The following is a 22,552-nucleotide window of genomic DNA, read 5'->3' on the forward strand; positions in this document are numbered from 1 at the left end:
AAATTAAACTAAGAAAAGCTCGAAACAGTGACTAAAGTTATGCCTGATGTTTTTGCCCAAAGCAAAGTTATAAGTTGCCATCGCGGCGATAATCTCCGCAAATTATTACTTGATAATGATATTAATCTCTACAACGGTAAAGCCTCTGCAATCAATTGTCAGGGAATTGGTACGTGTGGCACTTGTTCCGTCATGGTAGTAGGAGAAGTTTCGCAAGTAACTTGGCAAGATAAAACTCGAAGGTCGCTTCCTCCTCATTCTCCTACAAAAAATCTGCGCTTGGCTTGTCAAGTCAAAGTTTTAGGTGATGTCAGAGTTACAAAATTTAACGGTTTTTGGGGACAAGGAGAGGAAATAGTCTGGCAAGCAGATTAATACAGTTGTTTGCTCGTTAGTCTAGAGATAGGGATAATTTTGGTTTGGTATGACGGCAACAACTGACGTTTTGATTATTGGTGGTGGTGTAATTGGTTTAGCGATCGCTGTTGAACTAAAATTGCGCTCGTTATCCGTAACTGTACTGGTGCGAGACTTTCCTGCTGCTGCAAGTCACGCGGCGGCTGGTATGCTTGCTCCCCAAGCCGAGCAAATTCCCCCCAGCGCAATGTTAGACTTGTGCTTGCTGTCGCGATCGCTTTATCCACAGTGGATAAGTAAAATAGAACAAATTAGCGGCTTAGATACTGGCTACTGGCGCTGTGGCATTTTAGCACCCAGATATACTCAAGAAAATCGCGATAATTGGCTAAATCAAGCCCAAATTCGGCAATATCAGCCAGGATTATCTACTGAGGTTGTCGGTGGCTGGTGGTATCCTGAAGATGCTCAAGTAGACAATCGCGCTTTAACTTTAGCATTGCGGGCAACTGCCCAAGCTTTAGGTGTTAATATCCGTGATGGGGTTGCTGTAAAAGCTATTGAATGCGAGCAAAATAGAGTTACTGGCGTTCGTACCAATGAAGGGATGTTATCTAGCGATCGCTATATTCTAGCGACAGGTGCTTGGTCGGGTCAATTATTGTCTATACCCGTTTACCCCAGAAAAGGGCAAATGCTCTCTGTGCGCGCCCCTGATGATATACCCTTGCAACAAGTATTATTCGGCTCGGATATTTACATCGTCCCGCGTCAAGATGGCAGAATTGTTATCGGTGCAACTAGCGAGGATGTAGGATTTACACCGCATAATACCCCCGCAGGTATGCAAGCTTTATTGCAAAGGGCTATTCGCCTTTATCCACAATTACAGCATTATCCTATTATCGAGTTTTGGTGGGGTTTTCGTCCGGCAACACCTGATGAATTGCCAATTTTGGGCGCTAGTCCTTACTACAATCTGACTTTGGCGACAGGTCATTATCGTAATGGTATTTTGCTTGCACCAGTAACAGCTAATCTAATTGCAGATGCGATCGCTAACCAAGATCGTCCTCTACTAAAACATTTCCATTATTCTCGGTTTCTTACCTAATATACGCCGACAAGGGTGCAAAACCGCCGCACCCCTACCCTATTACCTTTCCCTTTTGAAAATGCAAACACTTAAATCTCCTGTAGAACAATCTTTAGATCGTCCTTTAACTATTGCTGGTAAAACTTTTACATCGCGCTTGATGACTGGTACTGGCAAATATCGCAGTATCGAAGAAATGCAGCAAAGCATTATTCACAGCGGTTGCCAAATTGTTACCGTTGCGGTGCGGAGAGCCCAAAATAAAGCCCCAGGGCATGAAGGTTTAGCTGAAGCTTTAGACTGGAATAAAATCTGGATGCTACCGAATACTGCTGGCTGTCAAACTGCTGATGATGCTATTCGCGTTGCTCGTTTGGGACGAGATATGGCAAAGTTATTAGGGCAAGAAGATAATAACTTCGTCAAATTAGAAGTAATCCCCGATCCTAAATACTTATTACCCGATCCAATCGGCACTTTGGAAGCTGCGGAAAAATTAGTTAAAGAAGGTTTTGCCGTTTTACCTTATATCAATGCCGATCCGCTTTTGGCTAAACGCTTAGAAGATGTTGGCTGCGCTACTGTTATGCCTTTAGCATCGCCTATTGGTTCGGGACAAGGACTGAAAAATGCGGCAAATATTCAAATTATCATAGAAAATGCCAGCGTACCTGTAGTTGTAGATGCAGGTATCGGTACGCCTAGCGAGGCGGCGCAAGCAATGGAAATGGGCGCAGATGCTTTACTTATTAATAGCGCGATCGCACTTGCCCAAAATCCTCCGGTAATGGCGCAGGCTATGAGTTTAGCGGCTGTTGCTGGTAGAATGGCGCATTTAGCCGGACGCATCCCTGTCAAAGACTATGCTAGTGCTAGTTCTCCTTTAAGTGGCACAATTTCCAGCTAACTAACAAAGTAAAGACGTTCCTACCTAACTTAACGTCTTTACATTCTTGTAAAGATTTATGTCTGAATTAGGAGAGTATAATTACTAAGCTTCTGTTACAATTGGTAAAGTTTAAGTAAAAAAGGATGGAATTATGCCATATACAACAGAAGAAGGCGGGCGGCTAAATAACTTCGCTAAAGAGCCAACAGTTTACCAAGCAGAAGATCCAACTGGCACGCAAAAGCGCAACTATGTATTCTTAGGCATAGCTGCTGCTGTATTAGTTAGCGGGTTGGTGTTTGTCGCCGTTTCCGTATCTTCTGTAAGTTAAAGCAGAATTTAATAGTCTATTGACTGTTGCTTGGCGATCGCACTAAATAGTGATGAGTAGTCAGAATCACCAAACCCGCTATTTGTCGCTATTTCCAATATTTTTTTCACCCCTTCAATACTGCTGACATTAAGTTCGGCGGTTTTTGCTTCACTGATAAATAAGTCTGCATCCTTCAGTAAGTGCTTCGTGGGAAAATTAGGATTTGCGTAGTCGCCATCTAGCATCCGTTGCAATTTCTTGTCAAAAGTCGGAGCATAGAGAGCGCTTTGTCTGAGGATTTGCATAAAAAGCTCGACATCAGCCCCTTGGCGCTGCACGAAACCAAGACTAAGTCCAAAAGCTGTACTCAAAGAAGCAATTAATTGATTCAAGGCAAGTTTAATCGCTGATGCAGAACCGACAGCGCCAATTAACAGCGGTTCGGAACCAAAATTTTTGAGTAAATCTTGCCACTTATCAAATTGAGCTTGCGAACCACCAACCATAACTATCAATTTACCCGCTTGGGCTTCGGGAATACTGCCTAAAACTGGTGCTTCTAAATAATCACCCCCAGCAGCAACAACTTCCTTAGCTATCTCTTGACTTTCACTAGGGGCGATCGTACTCATTTGAATTACAGTCTTACCAGATAAATGCTGTTTAGCTATATCTGACAGTAATACGCTGGTAATAGCTGCTGCATTAGTCAGCATGAGGATAATACAATCGCTGTCTGCGATCGCTTGGTATGGCTGCTCGGCGATCGCACATCCTGCTATGTTTAGCGGCTCTAACTTAGCTGGCGTGCGGTTGTAGGCAATTACTTCAATTTGGGCATCTAGCAGCCTTTGCGCCATCGGTAGCCCCATCAAACCAGTCCCGATAAAACCAACTTTCATATCCTTCTTCCTACTGCAAGCGATCGTACTTAAGCTATTAATCTTGCTACTAACCCTACCAAACCTCCAACCAAAACTAACCAAGCAGAGTTGATTTGAAAACGAAAGACAATAACCGTACTAATAAATGCCAACGATATAGTTACCCAATCTATCAGCGCCGTACGTCCAAGAGTATAAGTTACCGCTGCCATCAAGCCTAGCGAAGCTGCATTTACCCCATCTAAAATACCGCCAAACCACTTAGAACTTCGCAACTTTGCCACCCAAGGGTTTACAGCAAAAACTAACACAAAAGCAGGTAAGAAAATGCCAATTGTAGCAGCGATCGCTCCTGCATTACCCGCTATCAAGTAACCAATAAATGTCGCCGTAGTAAATACCGGACCTGGTGTAAACTGACCGATTGCAACAGCATCTAATAGTTGTTGCGAAGTGAGCCACCCATTGCGTTCTACCAAATCGCGCTGGAGAAAAGCAAGCAAAACATAACCGCTACCATATAGAACTGAGCCAACTTTGAGAAAAAATAAGAATACACTCTGCCAAGTAGGTGAAGTGAAAAGCGAGTTACCACTTCTTTGTGCCAGAATGCCAGAAATAGGCAACAATAATGCGCCCCCAAACCTACCCTGACTGCGCCCTAATTTTGCTAGTAAAACTGCAATTCCTGCTAACAGCAGCAACAGTAACTCATTTAACCCTAGAAAGTAGCCAACAATTACTCCCAATCCTGCTACGTTAGTCGGAATATCTTTAATTGCTTTTTTGCCTAAATTCCACAACGCCTGTAAGACATCGCAATAATAACAGGTTTAATTCCATACAACAGCCAGTCGAGTTGTGGTAGTGCTTGATAGCGCACGTAAATTGCTGCTAGCAACCATACGATCGCCATTGCAGGCAAAATAAAGCAGCTTCCAGCTACCAGCAACCCCCGCCAGCCAGCACGTTCGTAACCGATGTGGATAGCTAACTCAGTAGAATTAGGACCAGGTAGCAAATTTGTAACACCTAGCAAGTCAAGTAATTGCTCGTGAGTCAACCACTGACGGCGTTTAACTACCTCATCATTCATTAAAGCAATATGAGCCGCAGGTCCGCCAAAAGCGATCGCTCCCAGTCTCAAAAAGACGATTGCAAGTTCTTTTAGCCGTTGTTTTTGTTCTAGTGGGGTTAGTTGTCTGTAGAGGAGATGCTGCTCTTTTGCTGATTGAGACATCTGCAGATTTTAATTATTCCCGATCTAGCCTACTGAAAAATCGCGGATATATTGATTGACTAACTGCGGCTGTTCTTGGTGGACGAAATGCCCAGCATTGGAAATGTACTTGATTTGCAAGTTTCTTACATAAGCATACGTGTTGTAAGTCAATTCCTTGCCCAAGGCTACATCACCTTCACCCCAAATTAGCAGGGTAGGAACTTCTAAAATACTCCAATCAGAACTGAGCATTCTTTGATGCGTAAGATTGCGGTAATAGTTCAACATTGCTGTCAAAGCACCGCGTTTTGAGGCAGCATCTTTGTAGGCTTCCAAATCGGCTGGAGTGAAAACATTTTTATTTACAGTTGCTTGTTGCAGCGTCCTTCCTAGTAGTTCGTAGTCTCCAGCTTGAATTAGGGCTTCGGGAATCTCTGGTAATTGGAAAAAGAACATATAAGAACTGCGTAATAATTGCTGCGGCGATCGCAATCCTTCCGCCATTTTTGCTGGATGTGGCAAATTAATCACAATTAAGCGCTCTACCATTTGCGGGCGAGAGTAAGCAAAATTCCAGGCGATCGCTCCGCCCCAATCGTGTCCTACAATGATGGCGCGATCGTATCCCAATCCTCGAATTACACCTTCAATGTCTTTGATAAATTGGTCCATAACATAAGCCGATCGCTCTTTGGGCTTATCGCTATCGTTGTAACCGCGTAAATCGAGCGCTACTACTTTGTAATTTTGAGCAAATTCTGGAATTTGATGCCGCCACGAGTACCAAAATTCAGGAAATCCATGCAACATTAGCATCAATTCGCCGCTGCCTTGCGTCACATAGTGCAATTTTATGCCATTAGTATCGATATATTCATGCTGCCAAGAACCTGTTAATACTGACATAATTGATACTCCTTAAGATTGTTGGATTTTCAAAACTCTTGCTCTTTCAAATTTCACTTTGCAATCAAGGTTACAACTTATACACTTAGGCAGATATATTGTTAATTGTTTTTTGCTAAATACTATATATATAAATGTATTTATGACGATGACCCAACAATTAACAAGGCAACGTTCTTTATGGATAGAACGGTTGGCTAGATTTGGCTATGCTGCTAAAGGTGTTGTTTACGCTACTGTTGGACTATTAGCAGCACAAGCAGCATTTGGAGCAGGCGGACAAACAACTGATACTAAAGGTGCTTTGAGTGCGATTGTAACGCAACCTTTTGGTAAATTTTTACTTACTTTAGTTGCAATTGGCTTAATTGGCTATGTAGTTTGGCGCTTTGTGCAAGCAGTTAAAGATCCAGAACGCAAAGGTAACAATGCCAAAGGTTTAGCACAGCGGGTTGGATATGCAGCTAATGGTTTAATTTATGCAAGTTTGGCTTTAACTGCAATTGGAATTGTCATCGGTTCGGGAAGCGGCGGTAATAATAACTCCACGCAAGATTGGACAGCAAAATTACTTTCGCAACCTTTCGGACAGTGGTTAGTAGGAATAGTAGGAGCTTTTGTAATTGGCTTGGGTTTTTACCAATTTTTGAAAGCTTATCAAGCTAAATTTCGCAAAGAAATGGATTTAAGTCAGTTGAGCGATACTCATAAAAAATGGGTAGTTGGAATTGGTAGATTTGGGCTTGCAGCTAGAGGAATTGTCTTTTCTGTAATTGGATTTTTTTTAATTCAAGCTGCACGTCAGTACGATCCTAGCGAAGTAAGAGGATTGGGTGAAGCTTTGCAAGTATTAGCACAACAACCATACGGGGCTTGGATTTTGGGTATAGTAGCGATCGGTTTGATTGCCTATGGGATGTTTATGATAATTCAAGGGCGCTATCGTCGGCTAAATACTAATAAAATTTAAAGTAAATCTGCTTTAATTGACCAAATACGCGATTTATTAGAGAATTAACTCGACCAATACCTGCAATACCGTTGAGTTTCGACAATATCTGTAAATACCTAGCAACAGAATATCCTGCTGCATTCGTCCGCTGGCTGCTTAATTACGATGCTAATGATATTCAGATTCTCCCAACAGAACTAAAATTAGATCCTATACGTGCAGATACACTGATTTTGTTACAAACAAACAATCAAATCTTGCATTTAGAGTTTCAAACTTTGCCCACATCTGTGCCATCTTTACCTCTACGGATGCTAGATTATTGGGTAAGACTACACAGGCAATATGACCGTCCTATAGAACAAGTTGTAATTTTTTTAAAACAAACTAATTCGCCCTTAGCTTATGTTGAGCAATTTAGTTCAGCTAACACTCAACACCGTTATCGAGTAGTTAGGTTATGGGAACTCGATCCTACTCCATTGTTATCAAACCCTGGATTGCTGCCTTTTGCAGTTCTTGCTCAAACAAATTCACCGAGCAGTTTGCTCCAACAAATTGCAGAAAGGGTAAATAGGATTGAATCAGTACCAATACAAGGAAACATTACTACCTGTATAGAATTATTGGCAAGACTAAGATTTGACCAAAACTTAATTCACCAATTTTTGAGAGTAAATGCTATGCGAGAATCACCACTTTATCAAGAAATTATTGAAGAAGGGCTACAACAGGGAGAACAACGGATCGTTTTTCGCCTGCTGACGCGCCAAATTGGCGAAATTCCTCCAGAAGTACGATCGCAAATCCAACAATTACCTATCCCCCAAATTGAAGAATTGAGCGAAGCATTATTAGATTTTTCCCAACTAGAAGATTTGAGCGCATGGTTACGATCGCACTCTTAAATGGAAAAAGGTTGAAGGATCTGTATCCTTCAACCTTTATTTTTTCGCTCTGACCAATTATTAATGGTTGCGGCGATCGCCTAACCACTTAGCAGCAGCAATTCCGACTACCGCAGCTACTAACGGATTGCTCATAAACTTGATAATTCCTGGCTTCTCAGCTAGCACTTCTTGGAAAATATCAGGGTGACTATGATATGCAAAGGAGGCAAGCTTGCTCACATCATCAACACTCATCTTGCTAGGGTGATGAGTAGAAAGCCCTAATTGCTGCTCTAGAGCGCGATCGCTTAGTCCTCTACCATGCAGGTGCTTGAAGAAAGCCCGTGCTACGTCATCTCTCTCGTTAGGCTTGATCTGGGCGATCGCTTTTTGCAACTCTGGTTCCATTTGGGTTGCAGGTAGGCGATCGGGGTGCAGAGAACGACCGAATAATTTGCGGCGTTCTTCATGGGATGAACGTTGAGCAAAATCATCGAAGTTTTCGTACTGAAGCTCTGAACCCATTGAAGCGTCGTCTAGGCTTTCAGTGTTACCTTGAGCCAAATCGTTCATAATTTGGCGTTTGTACTGGTCGCTGCTACTCATAATATTTCTCTCCTTGCTCAAACTTATTTGTACTCAATCTGATTCGATTGCACGTCATACCGAGCAGTCAAAATTAACTTTTTGTCGGGAGCGTACATTAATACCGTCAAATCTCGATTGGGGAAGTTTTTGTGAAAACCTTGAGTTAGTGATTTAGCTAACGGCTTAACGTCATTTGGGCGCACTTGGGGCGTAATTACAACTCCCAAATAGTTGTTGTCTCGTACGTAAGCATCTTGAACTAAACCTTTACTTTTTTCTACAACCCAGTTACCGAAGTTTTGTCCGCCTGCACTATTGCCTCGCTCTAACTGTGCGTAGCGATCGCCGCTAGTAATTGCAGGTGCATTTGTTACTGGTTGTCTGGCTTGAACTGCTCCACCGCTACAAGCTGCTGTTGTTGTTAAAACTACAACTAAAACTAAAGCGGTCAAAATTCTGCGAATTTGCTGAATCATGCTAACTTTAATTCCCTCCTATTTTTATTTATGTTTGAGATTATATTAAAAGCAGAATATTTAGAGTTATCTGCTTTCTTATTATAAAAAAGGTAAGAAAAATGCTATGATATATTCTTACCCTTTTACTTTTATTTAATCCTAATCTAGCTTCTCTTTGATGTTGTCTTTTACGTCTTCTACACCATGACGTACTTCGCTTTCAGCTTGCTTGGCTTTGCCTTCTGCTTTATCTTCAGGATCGCCTGTAACATTACCCCAAGCCTCTTGAGCTTTACCTTCAATGTTTTTAGCAGCAGCTTTAGCTCTGTCATCTAGTCCCATGATATTTGTCTCCTTTTTATTAAACAAAGAAACTCAAAATCGGTTAATAACTATTGAAGTTATTTTGTGATTCTTATAACAATCTAACGGTCAAAATAGAAACTAGACTTCTGTCAGAAGACATATTAGTTTTCTATGCTAAAAGATGGAAAAAGCAAAAATATGCAGCATCTGGTAGCAAGAGAACACATTAAAAGCGTGCGACCAAGTATAACGCCAGCAGTTGGATCTTGACGCATTCAAAAGCTGAAAATTTAAGTAGAAATTAGCAAAGTGGTAAAGAGTTAATAATGGAAAACAAGTCATCGTTTCATCTTCATGCACCGTTTAAAGCGACTGGAGATCAACCGCAAGCGATCGCCCAATTAATAGCAAACGTCGAAGGGGGGGCGCAATATCAAACACTATTAGGCGCAACTGGAACGGGAAAAACCTTTTCCGTCGCCTCGACAATTGAAAAAGTCGGCAAACCAACATTAGTCTTGGCGCACAACAAAACCTTAGCCGCCCAGCTTTGTAACGAGTTGCGCGAATTCTTTCCAAACAACGCCGTAGAGTATTTCGTTAGTTATTACGACTACTACCAGCCAGAAGCTTATATTCCAGTTACAGACACTTATATAGAAAAGACAGCATCAATCAACGACGAAATTGATATGTTGCGTCACTCAGCCACGCGATCGCTATTTGAACGCCGAGATGTAATTGTAGTTGCCTCAATTAGCTGTATTTACGGCTTGGGTATCCCGTCGGAATATTTAAAAGCTGCAATTCCGTTGCAAATGGGCAAAGAAGTCAATCAGCGAGAAATTTTGCGCGATTTAGTCTCAGTCCAGTATAGTCGCAACGATTTAGAACTAAGTCGAGGACGCTTTCGAGTACGCGGCGATGTCTTAGAAATTGTCCCAGCTTATGACGATCGCATTGTTAGAATTGAGTTTTTTGGCGATGAAATAGATGCAATTCGCTTTGTCGATCCGGTAACAGGAGAAATTATTAAGAGCATCGAAGCAATTAATATTTACCCAGCGCGTCACTTTGTTACGCCAGAAGAACGCCTAGAGGTAGCTTGCAACGATATCGAGCAAGAATTAAGAGATCGCAAAGCTCAGTTAGAGCAGGAAAATAAGCTATTGGAAGCGCAACGACTAGACCAGCGCACGCGCTACGATTTGGAGATGCTGCGGGAAGTTGGATATTGCAACGGCGTAGAAAACTATTCGCGGCATTTAGCAGGGCGCAAACCTGGACAAGCACCAGAATGTTTAGTTGATTATTTTCCTAAAGATTGGCTGTTAGTAGTTGATGAGTCTCACGTTACAATTCCCCAAACGCGGGCGATGTACAATGGCGATCGCGCGAGAAAAAATGTCTTAATCGAGCATGGTTTTCGTTTACCTAGTGCGGCTGATAATCGTCCTTTGAAAGCTGATGAATTTTGGCAAAAGGTAAATCAATGCATCTTTGTCTCAGCTACACCTGGAGATTGGGAAATAGAACTATCAGAGGGTAAGGTAGTTCAACAAGTAATTCGCCCAACAGGAGTAATCGATCCCGAAATCTTTGTGCGCCCGACAGAAGGACAAGTTGATGACTTGTTAGGGGAAATCAAAGATCGTGTCGAACTGCGCGAACGAGTGTTGGTTACGACACTAACTAAGCGCATGGCAGAAGATTTGACTGAGTATTTGCAAGATCGCGGGATTCGAGTAAGATATCTGCACTCAGAAATTAACTCAATTCAACGCATTGAGATATTACAGGAATTACGGGACGCTACTTTTGATGTCTTAATTGGCGTGAACTTGCTCAGGGAAGGTTTAGACTTGCCGGAAGTGTCATTAGTAGCGATATTGGATGCAGATAAAGAAGGGTTTTTGCGAGCAGAGCGATCGCTAATTCAAACAATCGGACGGGCGGCGCGTCACGTTAGAGGGCAAGCAATTATGTATGCCGATAACCTTACTGACAGCATGAGCAAAGCGATTGAGGAAACAGAAAGGCGGCGGGCAATTCAAACAGAGTACAACGAAAAGCATGGAATTACGCCTCAGCCGATTATCAAAAGATCGACTAACTCGATTTTGTCTTTCTTAGAAGTATCGCGGCGACTGAACTCTCAGGAATTGGAGACAGCTTACGAACAAATCAATGAATTACCGCTAGATACAATTCCTGACTTGATCGTGCAGTTAGAAGCGCAGATGAAAGACGCAGCGAAGAACTTGGAATTTGAGGAAGCAGCTAAGTTGCGTGATCGCATTAAAAATCTGCGCGACAAATTACTCGGTCATTAACCTCAAAAACTTAGCTAAATTGGTAGGGTGCGTTTTCAAAACGCACCCTACTATTTTGGGCAATACTTATGCAAATACCCAACGTCATTAGTTTAAATATTCCCCACCTAACAGCCAAAGACTTTGTTGAATTATGCCAAGCCAATCAAGAACTGCGGTTAGAAAGGGCTGCTAGTGGAGAAGTAATTATTATGCCACCGACTTTTCCTTGGACGGGTAAACAAAATTTTGGTCTTATCGGTCAACTGTGGGCTTGGAGCGATCGCACAGCCTTGGGAATAGGTTTCGATTCATCTACAGGCTTTACAATGCCCAATGGCGCAGTTATTTCCCCTGATGTTTCGTGGGTAAGCAAACAGCGCTGGGAAGCACTAACACCAAGCCAACAACAGCAAGAATTTTCGCCTTTAGTCCCTGATTTTGTTGTCGAGTTGCGATCTAGTAGCGACACAATAAAAAAGTTACGCGACAAAATGCAAGAGTACATCGCCAATGGCGTGCGCTTGGGTTGGCTAATTGATTCGCAAAACAAGCGCGTAGAAATCTACCGCCCGATGCAGAACGTAGAAGTATTAGATTCGCCAGCTAACTTGTCTGGTGAAGATGTGTTGCCAGAATTTGTCTTAGATTTGAATAAAGTTTGGTAAGGTGCGATCGCGCTTGTTGTTCTTTACTGACACGGGTAGGAATTATGTACATAACAAATACCATTACATTAAGTATCCCTCATTTAACACCGCAGGATTTTGCCGAACTATGTCAAGCAAATCAAGAACTACGGTTAGAAAGGGCTGCTAGTGGAGAAGTGATTATTATGCCACCGACTTTTCCTTGGACGGGTAAACAAAATTTCAGTTTGTACGTACAGTTAGGAATATGGATTGAAAAAACAGGCTTAGGTGTTGGGTTTGACTCATCTACAGGCTTTACAATGCCAAACGGTGCAGTTATTTCCCCTGATGTTTCCTGGGTAAGCAAACAGCGTTGGGAAGCACTAACACCAAGCCAACAACAGCAAGAATTTTCGCCTTTAGTACCTGATTTTGTTGTCGAGTTGCGCTCTAGTAGCGACACGATGAAAAAGTTACGCGACAAAATGCAAGAGTACATTGCCAATGGCGTGCGCTTGGGTTGGCTAATTGATTCGCAAAACAAGCGAGTAGAAATTTACCGTCCGATGCAGAATGTAGAAGTATTAGATTCGCCAGCTAATTTGTCTGGTGAAGATGTGTTGCCAGAATTTATCTTGGATTTGAATAAAGTATGGTGAGGTGGGATATTAAAAAGATGGTATTAATCTCGCCGCATCAATCCTAACATCGGACCGAGAACAGCCCCGACTACAAACCCCCCAGCGTGCGCCCAATAAGCGATTCCGCCGCTTTCCATGCCTACATTTGTGCGGACTCCTAAGCTGGCAAAACTGAAAAAAGCTTGCTGCAAAAACCAAAATCCTAGAAACAAGTAGGCGGGGAGTTGGAAAGTAGTCAGGAAAAATCCCAAAGGGACTAAAGTTAAAACTTTGGCGTGAGGGAAACGGAGAATGTACGCACCCATGACACCAGCTATAGCCCCACTTGCACCCAGCGAGGGAATGCATGAACCCTGGGAAAAGAACCACTGCGCTAAAGCTGCCAAAGCACCGCAAGTTAGGTAAAAAAATAGAAACTTAAAATGACCTAAGCGATCTTCGATGTTGTTGCCAAAAATCCACAGAAACAGCATATTACCTGCAATGTGCAAAAAGCCGCCGTGTAAAAACTGCGAGGTAAACAAAGTTGCCCATTCTGGGATTGGTTGAGCCAAAAAAGAGCGAGGACAACTACCACCAGATAATTCGCGTGGAACCATTGCCGCAATTTGGAAAAACCCTGCTAACTGTGGCTCTGACAAACTTAGCTGAAATATAAATACAGCAATATTTGCCGCAAATAGCCCATAAGTTACATAAGGGGTAATAGTCGTAGGGTTATTATCTCGTAGTGGAACCACAGATTATTGTCCTAAAAATTAATAGAAAGCAACTTTTACCATTTATATCTTGACTTAATAGATTCTTTCCAACAGGATAGGCAGAAACCTGTATTGCTAGCTATGGTAAAAATTACCAGAAAAAGGAGATAAACAAATGGTGCAGGGAGTCATTTTAGATGTAGACGGGACATTGGTCTTGAGCAATGACGCTCAAGCTCAAGCCTGGGTTGATGCCTTTGCTGCATATGGCTACATAGTAGCATTTGAGCAAGTACGCCCGTTTATTGGCATGGGCGGCGACCAATTGATGCCGAAAGTTATGCCAGGACTTCCCAATGATGAGAATGATAGCAAAGCTATCTCCCAACGGCGCAAAGAATTGATAATGAAGCGCTACGGACCAAAATTAGCGCCAGCTAATGGCGCTAGGCAATTAGTTCAACACATGAAAGACGCTGGCTTGCAGCTAATTATCGCTAGTTCGGCGACCAGTGAAGAATTAGAAATTTTGCTAAAAATTGCTCAAGTTGACGATTTGTTAACAGAGAAAACAACATCAGATGATGCCAAAGCGGTCTTACCAGCACCAGATATTGTCGAAGTAGCATTAAATAAGTTGCAAATTGCCCCCGAACAAGTTGTGATGCTCAGTGACACTCCTTATGACGTTAAAGCTGCAAGTGCTGTTAAAGTTGGGGTGATTTCGCTGCGTTGCGGTGGATTTGAAGATAGCTCTTTGGCAGGAAGTTTAGCAATTTATGACGATCCGGCAGATTTGTTAGCAAATTATGATACTTCTCCATTGAATGCTTGAGTAGTTTGAAGTGCGATCGCTAATTAATTGAAAAATATGCAGCAAGAAAAAGTTTTGTGGTTAACTAAAGGCGTTGCGGGATTACTCTGCATGGGCTTGGGTTTGAGCATTTTTGGCGAAGCATTGAGCCGCAAAATCAACGGCGATGGTTGGTTTTGGATTGGCACATTGAGTTTAGTAATTATTAACTTTGGTTTGTGTTTGATGTTTGACAGCCACAACCATCAAGCCAAAATGGTTAAGCTTAAAGAGCAACAAGGCGAATAAAAAATACCTACTGCAATAAGCAGATGTAGGCTTATGGATGCAGACATCACATCAAGCGCACTGACCGATCCGCTGTCAGAGAAAGACGAGCAAACCCCCGATTTAGGTGGTGGTTTGCCCATTATTGGTTATTGGGCGAAACATACGCTTGCACCAGAAGGAGCCAAACTTTGGCAGACATTACTACATAAAAGTGCTTGCTTATCTTGTGCGTGGGGTACAGGCGGTCAAAAAGGCGGATTTACTAACGAAACAGGCGAAAAGCTGCAACGCTGCATGAAAAGTGTAGAGGCGATCGCATCGGAAATTCAACCACCTGTCCCTAGCGTAGTGTTTGCCCAACCGATTGCAGAATTACAACAGCTAAATTCTTACCAAGCAGATAAATTAGGGCGGTTGAGTTTCCCCATGATTCTGCGTGAGGGTAAATCTCATTACGAGCATATTTCCTGGGCAGAGATTTATGACATTGCAACATCTGCATTTAACAAGTCACCCGCACGAGTAGCATCTTATAGTTCTGGGCGTTCTTCCAACGAAGCTGCGTATTTGCTGCAATTGATGATGCGAGTTCTCGGTTCCAATAATTTAGCCGACTGTTCGGATTTGTGCCACGCGCCTTCTACGTTCGGACTCAAGCAAATGTTTGGTTCTAGCACATCGATGGTGAGCTTAGAAAACTTGCAGCACTCTGATTGTGTAGTATTGTGCGGTGCTAATCCAGCTTACAATCATCCGCGCTTGATGAACGAGTTGATTAAACTGCGCGATCGCGGTGGTAAGGTAATTGTCATTAATCCTGTAGTGGAAATTGGCTTAGTTAAATTTGGTTCGCCTGCTTTCCCTGTAAAATCTTTACTTCCAGGATCGGAGATTGCTTCTATTTACCTGCAACCGATGCCAGGTAGCGATGTAGCTTTGTTTGTAGGTATCCAAAAAGCTTTGCTAGAAACAGGTAAAATTCAAACTCAATACTTGCAAGCGCATACAGAAGGCTGGGAAGCAGTAATTGCTAGTGCCAAAGCCACTAGCTGGGAGACAATTACGCAAACGTGCCAAGTTGCTAAAGCAGACATAGAACTTGCAGCAGAAGCGATCGCCAGTTCCCAAGCTGTAGTATTTGCTTGGGCAATGGGCATTACCCAACAGGAAAATAGTGTAGATAATATTTTTAGTATTGCCAATACTGCTCTATTAACTGGGAATGCAGGCAAAGTAGGCGCAGGTACGATGCCAATTCGCGGACACTCCAACGTCCAAGGCTTTGGCTCGATGGGCGTAACAGTGCAATTGAAAAAAGAAATTCAAGCAGCCTTGGAAAAGTTGATAGGGCGATCGCTCAGTCGCGTTCCTGGCTACGATACGCGCTCTTTGATTGAAGCAGCAGATGCGGGTAAAGTTGATAGCTTGATATGTGTAGGTGGCAACTTGTATGCAGCTAATCCCGATTCAACTCAGGCAAAACGTGCTTTATCTAAAATCGAGACAATTATTTATCTTGCTACCAAACCGAATTTAGGACACTTTCACGGTTTAGCTCAGAAAAACACGATTATTATTCCTGTATTTGCTCGGTTTGAAAATCCCCACAAAACAACTACCGAATCAGGTAACAACTTTGTGCGGTTAAATGACGAAGGTAAAACCCATCTCAAAGATGCCGATTTAATTTCTGAAGTTGAATTTTTGACTGAGCTTGCCTATCGATTGCATGGCGATACACCGATTGACTGGCGACAACTCCAAGATACTAAATACGTGCGCCAACTAATTGCCCAGACAATTCCTGGCTATGAGAAGATTGGTGAAATTGATGCTACAGGCGAAGAGTTTACAATTTCGGGGCGCATTTTCGAGCAACCCAAATTTGCTACCCCATCGCAAAAAGCCGCAATGTTTGTTACGCCTATACCGCAGCTAGAATTACCAAAAGCGCAAGATTTTGGCGTACCCAATACAATTCCTAGTATCGTTGTTGCTTTAATTACTGGGCGTAGTTATTCCCAGCACAACACAGTAGTTTATCAATTAGATGATAAATATCGCGGCATACCGCACCGCAACTGTATTTTGATGCATCCCCAAGATGCGGAAAGTGCAGGACTAAGCGATCGCTCCTTAGTTACAGTCCAGGGAGATGCTGGCAAACTAGAAAATGTAGAGCTAATTTACGGTAGCATTCGCCTGGGAGCCGCTTTGATGTTTTACCCCGAAGCCAACGTGCTATTCAAGGCAAAAATCGATCGGCGTTCGGGAACTCCAGCTTTCAAACGCGTACCTGCGATCGTTTACGCTCAAGTTAACTCGAAAGTTAGTTAAAGGGCAAACAAAATTGCCCTACAATTGTCCTCAATTTAACGCTTGCGCTTGTACTTGAGAGCAAATGCACCCAATCCGAACAAAACTATAGCCGGAGTTGCTGAAGGTTCGGGGATAGGCTGGTAACTAAACTCTTCTCCTGGTAGTGCAGGTACAAGTGCAGGTGGTTGATAAAGATTGGTTGCTGCTTCGTAGTCGTAGGCGTAACCCAAAATTTCTGCCTCGCCATAATAGTTACCCAAAAATTCTAGTGACATAGGAATGCCTTCTTCTGAATAACCCATTGGCACTGTAATCCCAGGAACGCCAAGAATGTTCGCCTCAAATCGAGCAGGTAAACTGCCGTATAATTCGTACACTTCGCTTGCTTCCTCTTCATCTTGGGGTGGAGCAAGATAGTTAAGACTGGGAAAGACAAAAGCATCAATTCCTTCCTCTGCCATAAACTCCTCATATTCTTCCGTTCGTAGCTTGGCGATCGCTTCTAGTGCTTGGTCTACTTCTGGCAGTTCTTCCCAAGGTTTAGCTTCTCCTGCGGCGATGATATCGGCAATTTCTTTGACGTATTCGTAGTTTTCGTTATCTTCGGGGATAATGTCTACCAAATCGACAAACGATTTAATCTCGTCGTCGTTGTAGCCCTTAATAAGTTCCTCATAGTAATAAGCTCTACTTTGCAAGTTCCGCGTACTTTCTGGCGAAGGATAGCCGTTTGGCAAATTGCCTTCAACTAAATAATCGATAAACCAAGTTTCATGAGCGGGAATATCGACTTCAATTAAAGTTGCTCCTTGAGCTTCTAACACTTCTTTAGCTTGCTCGAAAGCCTCTGCAACCTGCGGATCGATAGGAAAGCTCTCACCCTTAGCGGGATCGCCTTTACCAATATAAGGTCGCGGTAGTGCCAAAACTTTGCCTTGCAGCGAATTGTCGTCTAAATAAGCAGTATAAGAAGTAGGGCGCGGATTATCGGGAATATATGGGTTCCAAATATTATTTGGATCGTAGGCAACTAAAGCATCCATGCTAATTGCTACATCTGTAACTGACTTAGCCATCGGACCAACTACATCTCGCTCAGTTGTTAGCGGCCAAGTACCAGCAACGGAAATTAGCCCAGCACTAGGTTTAAGCCCAACTAACGAGTCGTGAGTGCTAGGTACGCGGATAGAGCCGCCAGTTTCTCCACCCATTGCGAGTAATGCCATGCTAGAAGCTACAGAAACGCCCGAACCGCTGCTAGAACCGCCTGGAGTGCGATCGTCGGGTGCGTAAGGATTAATTACAGGTCCGTAAGCTTCACTCACGCCATCGTAGGAAAAAGCCCAGGTACTCATGTTTGCCTTACCCAAAATAACTGCGCCAGCATCCCGAAGTTGCTTGACAGCAAATGCATCGTCTGTAGCAGTTAGTGACTTGAGCGCTTCTACTCCGTTACTTGTAGGTAATCCTTTGACGTTATACGAGTCTTTAATTAACACTGGAATGCCATGTAAAGGACCGAGAATAGTGCCTTTGCGCCTAAGCTCGTCTAGCTCTGCTGCTTCTGCTAGAGCGTTAGGATTGAGGTAAGCAACAGAATTTAAGTTGGGACCTGCGCGATCGTAGGTATCAATTCGGTTTAAGTAGAGTTGCGTTAATGTGCTACTTGTTAATGCACCTGCATCAAATGCGGCATTGACATCTGCAATACTTGCTTCTTGTAAGGAGAATGTTGCTGCTTCGGCAATACCAGGGATAAGTGCCAAAGTTAAAGATGAAGTTGCAAGCACGTTTTGCTTCCAGCGATCGCTCAAGGGACACACCTCTTTAAACTTTTGCTAGCACAGATAGTAATTTGGATCTATCTAAATTTTTGTCACTTTTGATATAAATTTTGGTTTTAAAATGTGAGCTCTATCAAAGCTATTTACCCGATCGCCTTGAGTGCAATAATATCGATTAGTTTAGGAGCAAATGCGATCGCCGCCAACTTTGCTCAAGTAAAAGGCACGTTGAGCTATCCAAAATTATCTTCAGCACCAGAAGCAATTATTTACATCACATTGGTAGATGTATCGCCTCGTCAAGATAGTTCAGGGGATATTCTGGCTAGAGTTGCGATCGCAAGCCCTAAGCGATCGCCAATTAATTTTGCCCTAAAATACAACCCAGCCCAAATTAATCCCCAACATACTTACGTCATTCAAGCCCGCATGACTAATCAAGGCAAAGTTACTCATACTCACACCTCACCTTATCCAGTAATTACACGCGGAAATCCCAACACAGTTAATATAGTTCTAACCAAAAAGTAATTACGAATGCGCGAATTACGAATTACGAATTATTGTAGTTTAGCTACCAGCAGGAATATAGTTTTGATGACAGCCGATGCAAATCCAGAAGTAATTGTTATTGGTAGTGGCATTGGCGGTTTGAGTTGTGCGGCGTTGTTGGCACGTTATGGCATTGATGTTGTAGTTTGCGAAAGTCACTCAATTGCTGGCGGTGCTGCTCACGCTTTTGAGCGTCAAGGCTTTAAGTTTGATTCAGGTCCATCTCTCTATTCGGGAATGTCGTACAGCCCTTCTGCCAACCCTTTGCGGCAAGTATTAGATGCCATTGGGGAAGATATATCATGGGCAACTTATGACACTTGGGGTTGCTGCTTGCCAGAAGGAGACTTTGATACATCAGTAGGATCGGAGCAATTTTGCGAGATTTTAGCAAGATTTTGCGGTAATGATGCTGTGCGCGAGTGGCGCGGACTTCAGCGCGTGATGGAACCTTTGGTTAAAGCTGTGCTTACTTTACCGCCTACTGCTGTTCGCTTCGATTTGGGTGCATTGGTATCTGTAGGCAAATTTGCGCCAGCACTGCTTACTCATGCTGTGGATATTGCCAAGCTAACAGGACCGTTTGCGCGGATTATGAACGACACGGTAAGCGACCCTTTTATCCATAACTGGCTCAACTTGCTTTGTTTTCTGCTTTCTGGGCTACCTGCTGACGGCACTAGCGCGGCAGAAATGGCTTTTATGTTTGCTGACTGGTATCGAGGGGGAACGGTACTAGACTATCCCATAGGGGGCAGTGGTGCTTTAGTAGATGCCTTGGTAAGAGGGCTAGAACGACACGGCGGCAAACTCATGTTGAACGCTCATGTTGAGCAAGTGTTAGTAGAAAATAACCGCGCTGTGGGCGTGCAATTACGAGGAGGCAATGTTGTACGGGCGCGGCGAGCGATCGTATCTAATACTTCTATTTGGGATACTCTCAAGCTGCTACCATCCGAGGCAATTCCCAAATTACAGGCAAGGCAAGCAACTCCAGAGTGCGATAGCTTCATGCACCTGCATTTAGGCATCGATGCTACAGATATCCGTTCCGATCTAGCTTGTCACTATATCGTCGTTAATAACTGGGAATCCGGCGTTACAGCACCGCAAAATGTTGTAGTTGCGTCGATCCCTTCTGTATTAGATCCATCGCTAGCACCTCCAGGCAAGCACGTAGTCCATGTTTATACGCCTGGTAATGAGCCATATTCTGTTTGGCAAGGCATGGATCGCAGCAGCCAAGAATATAAAAAACAAAAGCTTGAGCGTGCTGAAGTAATGTGGCAAGCTTTAGAGCGATTTATTCCCGATATTAGGTCGCGCACCCAAGTAACTCTTGTCGGTACGCCCCTAACTCACGAGCGCTACTTAAGGAGGCATCGGGGTTCTTATGGTCCAGCTATTCGGGCGGGAAAAGAACTGTTTCCTGGACCTAATACGCCTATTTCTGGGTTAATGTGTTGTGGCGATTCAACTTTTCCAGGCATTGGTTTACCAGCAGTTGCCGCTAGTGGGGCGATCGCAGCAAATACTCTAGCACCTCTGCACAAGCACTTAGAAATGCTTAAAACTATTGGTTTTTAGCCTATTTTGGTTTATTAGGTTTAAAATCTTGCAATATTGCTGATAAAGATAGATATTGGCGAATATCCATCATTTCCACTAGCGATCGCGTACTAGGATCTACAGGTTGCTCGTCTTCTGGCGGTAATATGGTAACTACAGCTTCAGTAGGGTTATATATAACTTCTGTTTCTGCTGGCGGTGGCAATTCGTCAACAACCAAATCGTCTAGAGATAATACGAATAATTCTGGCTCAAGGTCGCTTGTTGAATTATTATCCTCGCTAGTGACAATATCAGTAATTATGGGCGGTTCACTAGCTGCAACAACATCGTTAACTATGGGCAGTTCACTAGCTGCAACAACATCAGTAATTGTTTGAGGTTCACTAGCTGCAACAACATCTGTAGCTGGTATAGGTTCGCTAGCTGTAACAACATCTGTAGCTGGTACAAATTCACTAACTAGCTGCGGTTCTACTGAAACAGTAGATTTACTTTGTTGTAATAGTAACTTGCGCTGTTTGCGGCGCATAAACCTATTTCTAGCAGTTTGCCAGGTATTTCTGGCAGTTTGCCAGTTCAAATCGGGCATTGCCGATGTTTTGAACCGCCGATAAACTATTACTCCACCAGCAGTACCAGCACCCAAGAGAAAAATTACCAACAACCAATTTGTCGATTTAGGGCGTTGTGGCTCGCTAAATTGAGTAGTCTCATCGGGATTTGAGCTTGTTTGTGCAGTATCTACTCGCCCGATGTTAACTAAACTAGAAACAGCTAAAGCTGCGATCGCAACTGACAAGGCTGCCACTATCACCAATAACAGCCAGGGATGATTTTTGAGCAACTCAAGTTGTCGGCGACTTGGTTTTGGCGGTTCCTGTTGACTCAATTGCGGTGATTGCTGCGTACTTTGATTGTTGTTCACGGCGATCTTCACCAATTAGTACAGCGATGGGGAAATATTACTAACATTATTGATTACTTGTGCTGTGTCTTTCTAGAGCAAATTGAATCAATTGGTTAACTAATTCTGGGAAAGAAATACCGCTGTTTTCCCAAAGTTGCGGGTACATACTGGTTGCTGTAAAGCCTGGGAGCGTATTAATTTCATTAATCAATACTCTTCCTGTCGCTTCTTCGTAGAAAAAGTCTACTCGCGCCAAACCTGCTGCATCTACAGCCAGAAAAGCTGTTACAGCCATTTCTTGTACTTGCTGCGCGATCTCTTCTGGTACTTTTGCTGGAATAACCCAGTTAGCTTTGCCTTGGGTATACTTAGTCTCGTAATCGTAAAAATCGCTATTGTACGTAATTTCTCCCACTACGGAAGCTTTGGGGTTATCGTTTCCCAATACTGCACACTCTAGTTCTCTACCCACAACTGCTGCTTCAACAATTATCCGGCGATCTAAACTAGCAGCGCGATCTAAAGCTGTTTCTAGTTCCGAACGCGATCGCACTTTAGCAATTCCTACTGACGAACCCAAATTAGCAGGCTTGACAAAACACGGATAGCCTAAAGTTTCTTCAATGCGATCGCCTATTTTGGGAAATATGCAAGGATTCGACCAAATTTGAGCGCGATTGAGGGCAACATATTCTACCTGTGCTAATCCCGCTTGAGCAAAGGCAGTTTTCATGGCAATTTTATCCATTCCCAACGCCGAACCCAATACCCCCGATCCGACAAAGGGAGCTTGCATCAAAGTTAGTAACCCTTGGACTGTACCATCTTCGCCATTAGGTCCATGTAATATGGGAAACCAAACATCTACTTCTGCTACTTGAGAAGGAGATTGCCAAGGGCTGTTTTGGATGTTACTTGTTGTTTTTACAGCTAGGTTGGCAGCAGAATCTTCAGCTTCTAGTAAAGGTACGCCAGCTTCTAAAACTTTTTGTGGCGCTTGTCCTGCTAGCCACTTACCATTTTTTTGAATGTAGAATGGCAGCAGTTCGTATTTATCTGCGTTTTGACTGGTACTCAAAGCTTTGGCGATCGCTTGTGCCGATTTTATAGAAACTTCATGCTCTCCCGATCGCCCACCAAATAGCACCCCTACTTTCAGCTTCGTCATCCTCAACACCTTTGACTCT

At 43.2% G+C, this 22,552-nt stretch carries 21 protein-coding genes and 3 pseudogenes; 14 read left to right on the forward strand and 10 right to left on the reverse strand.

The genetic code is table 11. The annotated features are described in order from the left end of the window. The first annotated feature begins 39 nt into the window (after nt 1–39). The 4 genes and pseudogenes from UH38_RS04635 (at nt 40) to psb34 (ending at nt 2,673) form a co-directional block, all read left to right on the forward strand. Entirely contained in the window at nt 40–375 is a 336-nt protein-coding gene (locus UH38_RS04635; protein WP_045053582.1) for a 2Fe-2S iron-sulfur cluster-binding protein, read from the forward strand. A 49-nt stretch (nt 376–424) separates the two neighbouring features. Further along, a pseudogene (gene thiO, locus UH38_RS25830) lies at nt 425–1,456 on the forward strand (glycine oxidase ThiO); the annotation flags it as partial. A 109-nt stretch (nt 1,457–1,565) separates the two neighbouring features. Beyond that, nucleotides 1,566–2,360, forward strand: a pseudogene (locus tag UH38_RS25835) (thiazole synthase); the annotation flags it as partial. Between the two features lie 133 nt (nt 2,361–2,493). After that, complete coding sequence (psb34, locus tag UH38_RS04645; protein ID WP_045053456.1) at nt 2,494–2,673, forward strand: photosystem II assembly protein Psb34; 180 nt, start codon at nt 2,494–2,496, stop codon at nt 2,671–2,673. An 8-nt stretch (nt 2,674–2,681) separates the two neighbouring features. Here psb34 and UH38_RS04650 read toward each other — a convergent pair whose 3' ends face one another. From UH38_RS04650 to UH38_RS04660, 3 genes and pseudogenes are all read right to left on the reverse strand, one after another. Next, nucleotides 2,682–3,581, reverse strand: coding sequence for an NAD(P)-dependent oxidoreductase (locus UH38_RS04650; RefSeq protein WP_407640442.1), 900 nt, complete (start codon nt 3,579–3,581; stop codon nt 2,682–2,684). A gap of 5 nt (nt 3,582–3,586) precedes the next feature. Then, nucleotides 3,587–4,779 (reverse strand): annotated as a pseudogene (chrA, locus tag UH38_RS28070) (chromate efflux transporter). Between the two features lie 24 nt (nt 4,780–4,803). Continuing rightward, nucleotides 4,804–5,667 carry an alpha/beta fold hydrolase gene (locus tag UH38_RS04660; RefSeq protein ID WP_045053458.1) on the reverse strand — a complete coding sequence of 288 codons (864 nt, stop codon included), beginning with the start codon at nt 5,665–5,667 and terminating at the stop codon, nt 4,804–4,806. Between the two features lie 148 nt (nt 5,668–5,815). Here UH38_RS04660 and UH38_RS04665 point away from each other — a divergent pair, with 148 nt between their 5' ends. Then, nucleotides 5,816–6,637 carry a DUF1206 domain-containing protein gene (locus UH38_RS04665; protein WP_045053459.1) on the forward strand — a complete coding sequence of 274 codons (822 nt, stop codon included), beginning with the start codon at nt 5,816–5,818 and terminating at the stop codon, nt 6,635–6,637. 71 nt (nt 6,638–6,708) lie between these two features. Then, the gene (locus UH38_RS04670; RefSeq protein WP_045053460.1) at nt 6,709–7,527 is read left to right on the forward strand and encodes a DUF4351 domain-containing protein; all 819 of its coding nucleotides are present in this window, start codon (nt 6,709–6,711) and stop codon (nt 7,525–7,527) included. A 60-nt stretch (nt 7,528–7,587) separates the two neighbouring features. On the opposite strand, the gene UH38_RS04675 is transcribed toward UH38_RS04670, so the two are convergent. From UH38_RS04675 to UH38_RS04685, 3 genes are all read right to left on the reverse strand, one after another. Next, the gene (locus UH38_RS04675; protein ID WP_045053461.1) at nt 7,588–8,115 is read right to left on the reverse strand and encodes a hypothetical protein; all 528 of its coding nucleotides are present in this window, start codon (nt 8,113–8,115) and stop codon (nt 7,588–7,590) included. A 23-nt stretch (nt 8,116–8,138) separates the two neighbouring features. Continuing rightward, nucleotides 8,139–8,573: a hypothetical protein gene (locus UH38_RS04680; protein WP_045053462.1), complete on the reverse strand. Its 435-nt coding sequence runs from the start codon at nt 8,571–8,573 to the stop codon at nt 8,139–8,141. A 141-nt stretch (nt 8,574–8,714) separates the two neighbouring features. Beyond that, nucleotides 8,715–8,897 carry a CsbD family protein gene (locus tag UH38_RS04685; RefSeq protein ID WP_045053463.1) on the reverse strand — a complete coding sequence of 61 codons (183 nt, stop codon included), beginning with the start codon at nt 8,895–8,897 and terminating at the stop codon, nt 8,715–8,717. A gap of 290 nt (nt 8,898–9,187) precedes the next feature. Between UH38_RS04685 and uvrB the strand changes: the two genes are divergently transcribed. From uvrB to UH38_RS04700, 3 genes are all read left to right on the forward strand, one after another. Next, nucleotides 9,188–11,194 (forward strand): excinuclease ABC subunit UvrB, encoded by a 2,007-nt coding sequence (gene uvrB, locus UH38_RS04690; RefSeq protein ID WP_045053464.1) that lies wholly within the window; start codon nt 9,188–9,190, stop codon nt 11,192–11,194. A 68-nt stretch (nt 11,195–11,262) separates the two neighbouring features. Then, nucleotides 11,263–11,841 (forward strand): Uma2 family endonuclease, encoded by a 579-nt coding sequence (locus UH38_RS04695; RefSeq protein ID WP_045053465.1) that lies wholly within the window; start codon nt 11,263–11,265, stop codon nt 11,839–11,841. A 44-nt stretch (nt 11,842–11,885) separates the two neighbouring features. Further along, complete coding sequence (locus UH38_RS04700; RefSeq protein ID WP_045053466.1) at nt 11,886–12,464, forward strand: Uma2 family endonuclease; 579 nt, start codon at nt 11,886–11,888, stop codon at nt 12,462–12,464. 23 nt (nt 12,465–12,487) lie between these two features. Here UH38_RS04700 and UH38_RS04705 read toward each other — a convergent pair whose 3' ends face one another. Then, nucleotides 12,488–13,186: a rhomboid family intramembrane serine protease gene (locus UH38_RS04705; RefSeq protein WP_045053467.1), complete on the reverse strand. Its 699-nt coding sequence runs from the start codon at nt 13,184–13,186 to the stop codon at nt 12,488–12,490. A 136-nt stretch (nt 13,187–13,322) separates the two neighbouring features. Between UH38_RS04705 and UH38_RS04710 the strand changes: the two genes are divergently transcribed. The 3 genes from UH38_RS04710 to UH38_RS04720 are packed head-to-tail and all read left to right on the forward strand — an operon-like array spanning nt 13,323 to nt 16,568. Next, nucleotides 13,323–13,982 (forward strand): HAD family hydrolase, encoded by a 660-nt coding sequence (locus tag UH38_RS04710; RefSeq protein ID WP_045053468.1) that lies wholly within the window; start codon nt 13,323–13,325, stop codon nt 13,980–13,982. A 36-nt stretch (nt 13,983–14,018) separates the two neighbouring features. Then, nucleotides 14,019–14,249, forward strand: coding sequence for a hypothetical protein (locus tag UH38_RS04715; protein ID WP_045053469.1), 231 nt, complete (start codon nt 14,019–14,021; stop codon nt 14,247–14,249). A gap of 33 nt (nt 14,250–14,282) precedes the next feature. Beyond that, entirely contained in the window at nt 14,283–16,568 is a 2,286-nt protein-coding gene (locus UH38_RS04720; RefSeq protein ID WP_045053470.1) for an FdhF/YdeP family oxidoreductase, read from the forward strand. A gap of 35 nt (nt 16,569–16,603) precedes the next feature. On the opposite strand, the gene UH38_RS04725 is transcribed toward UH38_RS04720, so the two are convergent. Beyond that, nucleotides 16,604–18,364 (reverse strand): amidase, encoded by a 1,761-nt coding sequence (locus UH38_RS04725; RefSeq protein ID WP_045053471.1) that lies wholly within the window; start codon nt 18,362–18,364, stop codon nt 16,604–16,606. Nucleotides 18,365–18,457: 93 nt separating this feature from the next. On the opposite strand from UH38_RS04725, the gene UH38_RS04730 reads away from it, so the two are divergent. Continuing rightward, complete coding sequence (locus UH38_RS04730; protein WP_045053472.1) at nt 18,458–18,865, forward strand: YbaY family lipoprotein; 408 nt, start codon at nt 18,458–18,460, stop codon at nt 18,863–18,865. Nucleotides 18,866–18,931: 66 nt separating this feature from the next. Next, nucleotides 18,932–20,473 carry a phytoene desaturase family protein gene (locus tag UH38_RS04735; protein ID WP_045053473.1) on the forward strand — a complete coding sequence of 514 codons (1,542 nt, stop codon included), beginning with the start codon at nt 18,932–18,934 and terminating at the stop codon, nt 20,471–20,473. 1 nt (nt 20,474) lies between these two features. Here UH38_RS04735 and UH38_RS04740 read toward each other — a convergent pair whose 3' ends face one another. Continuing rightward, nucleotides 20,475–21,383 (reverse strand): hypothetical protein, encoded by a 909-nt coding sequence (locus UH38_RS04740; RefSeq protein WP_045053474.1) that lies wholly within the window; start codon nt 21,381–21,383, stop codon nt 20,475–20,477. Between the two features lie 46 nt (nt 21,384–21,429). Beyond that, a complete protein-coding gene (locus UH38_RS04745; RefSeq protein ID WP_045053475.1) occupies nt 21,430–22,533 on the reverse strand; it encodes a D-alanine--D-alanine ligase family protein in 1,104 nt (367 codons plus the stop codon). Between the last annotated feature and the right edge of the window lie 19 nt (nt 22,534–22,552).

Source organism: Aliterella atlantica CENA595, assembly GCF_000952155.1.
Lineage (GTDB): Bacteria > Cyanobacteriota > Cyanobacteriia > Cyanobacteriales > Chroococcidiopsidaceae > Aliterella > Aliterella atlantica.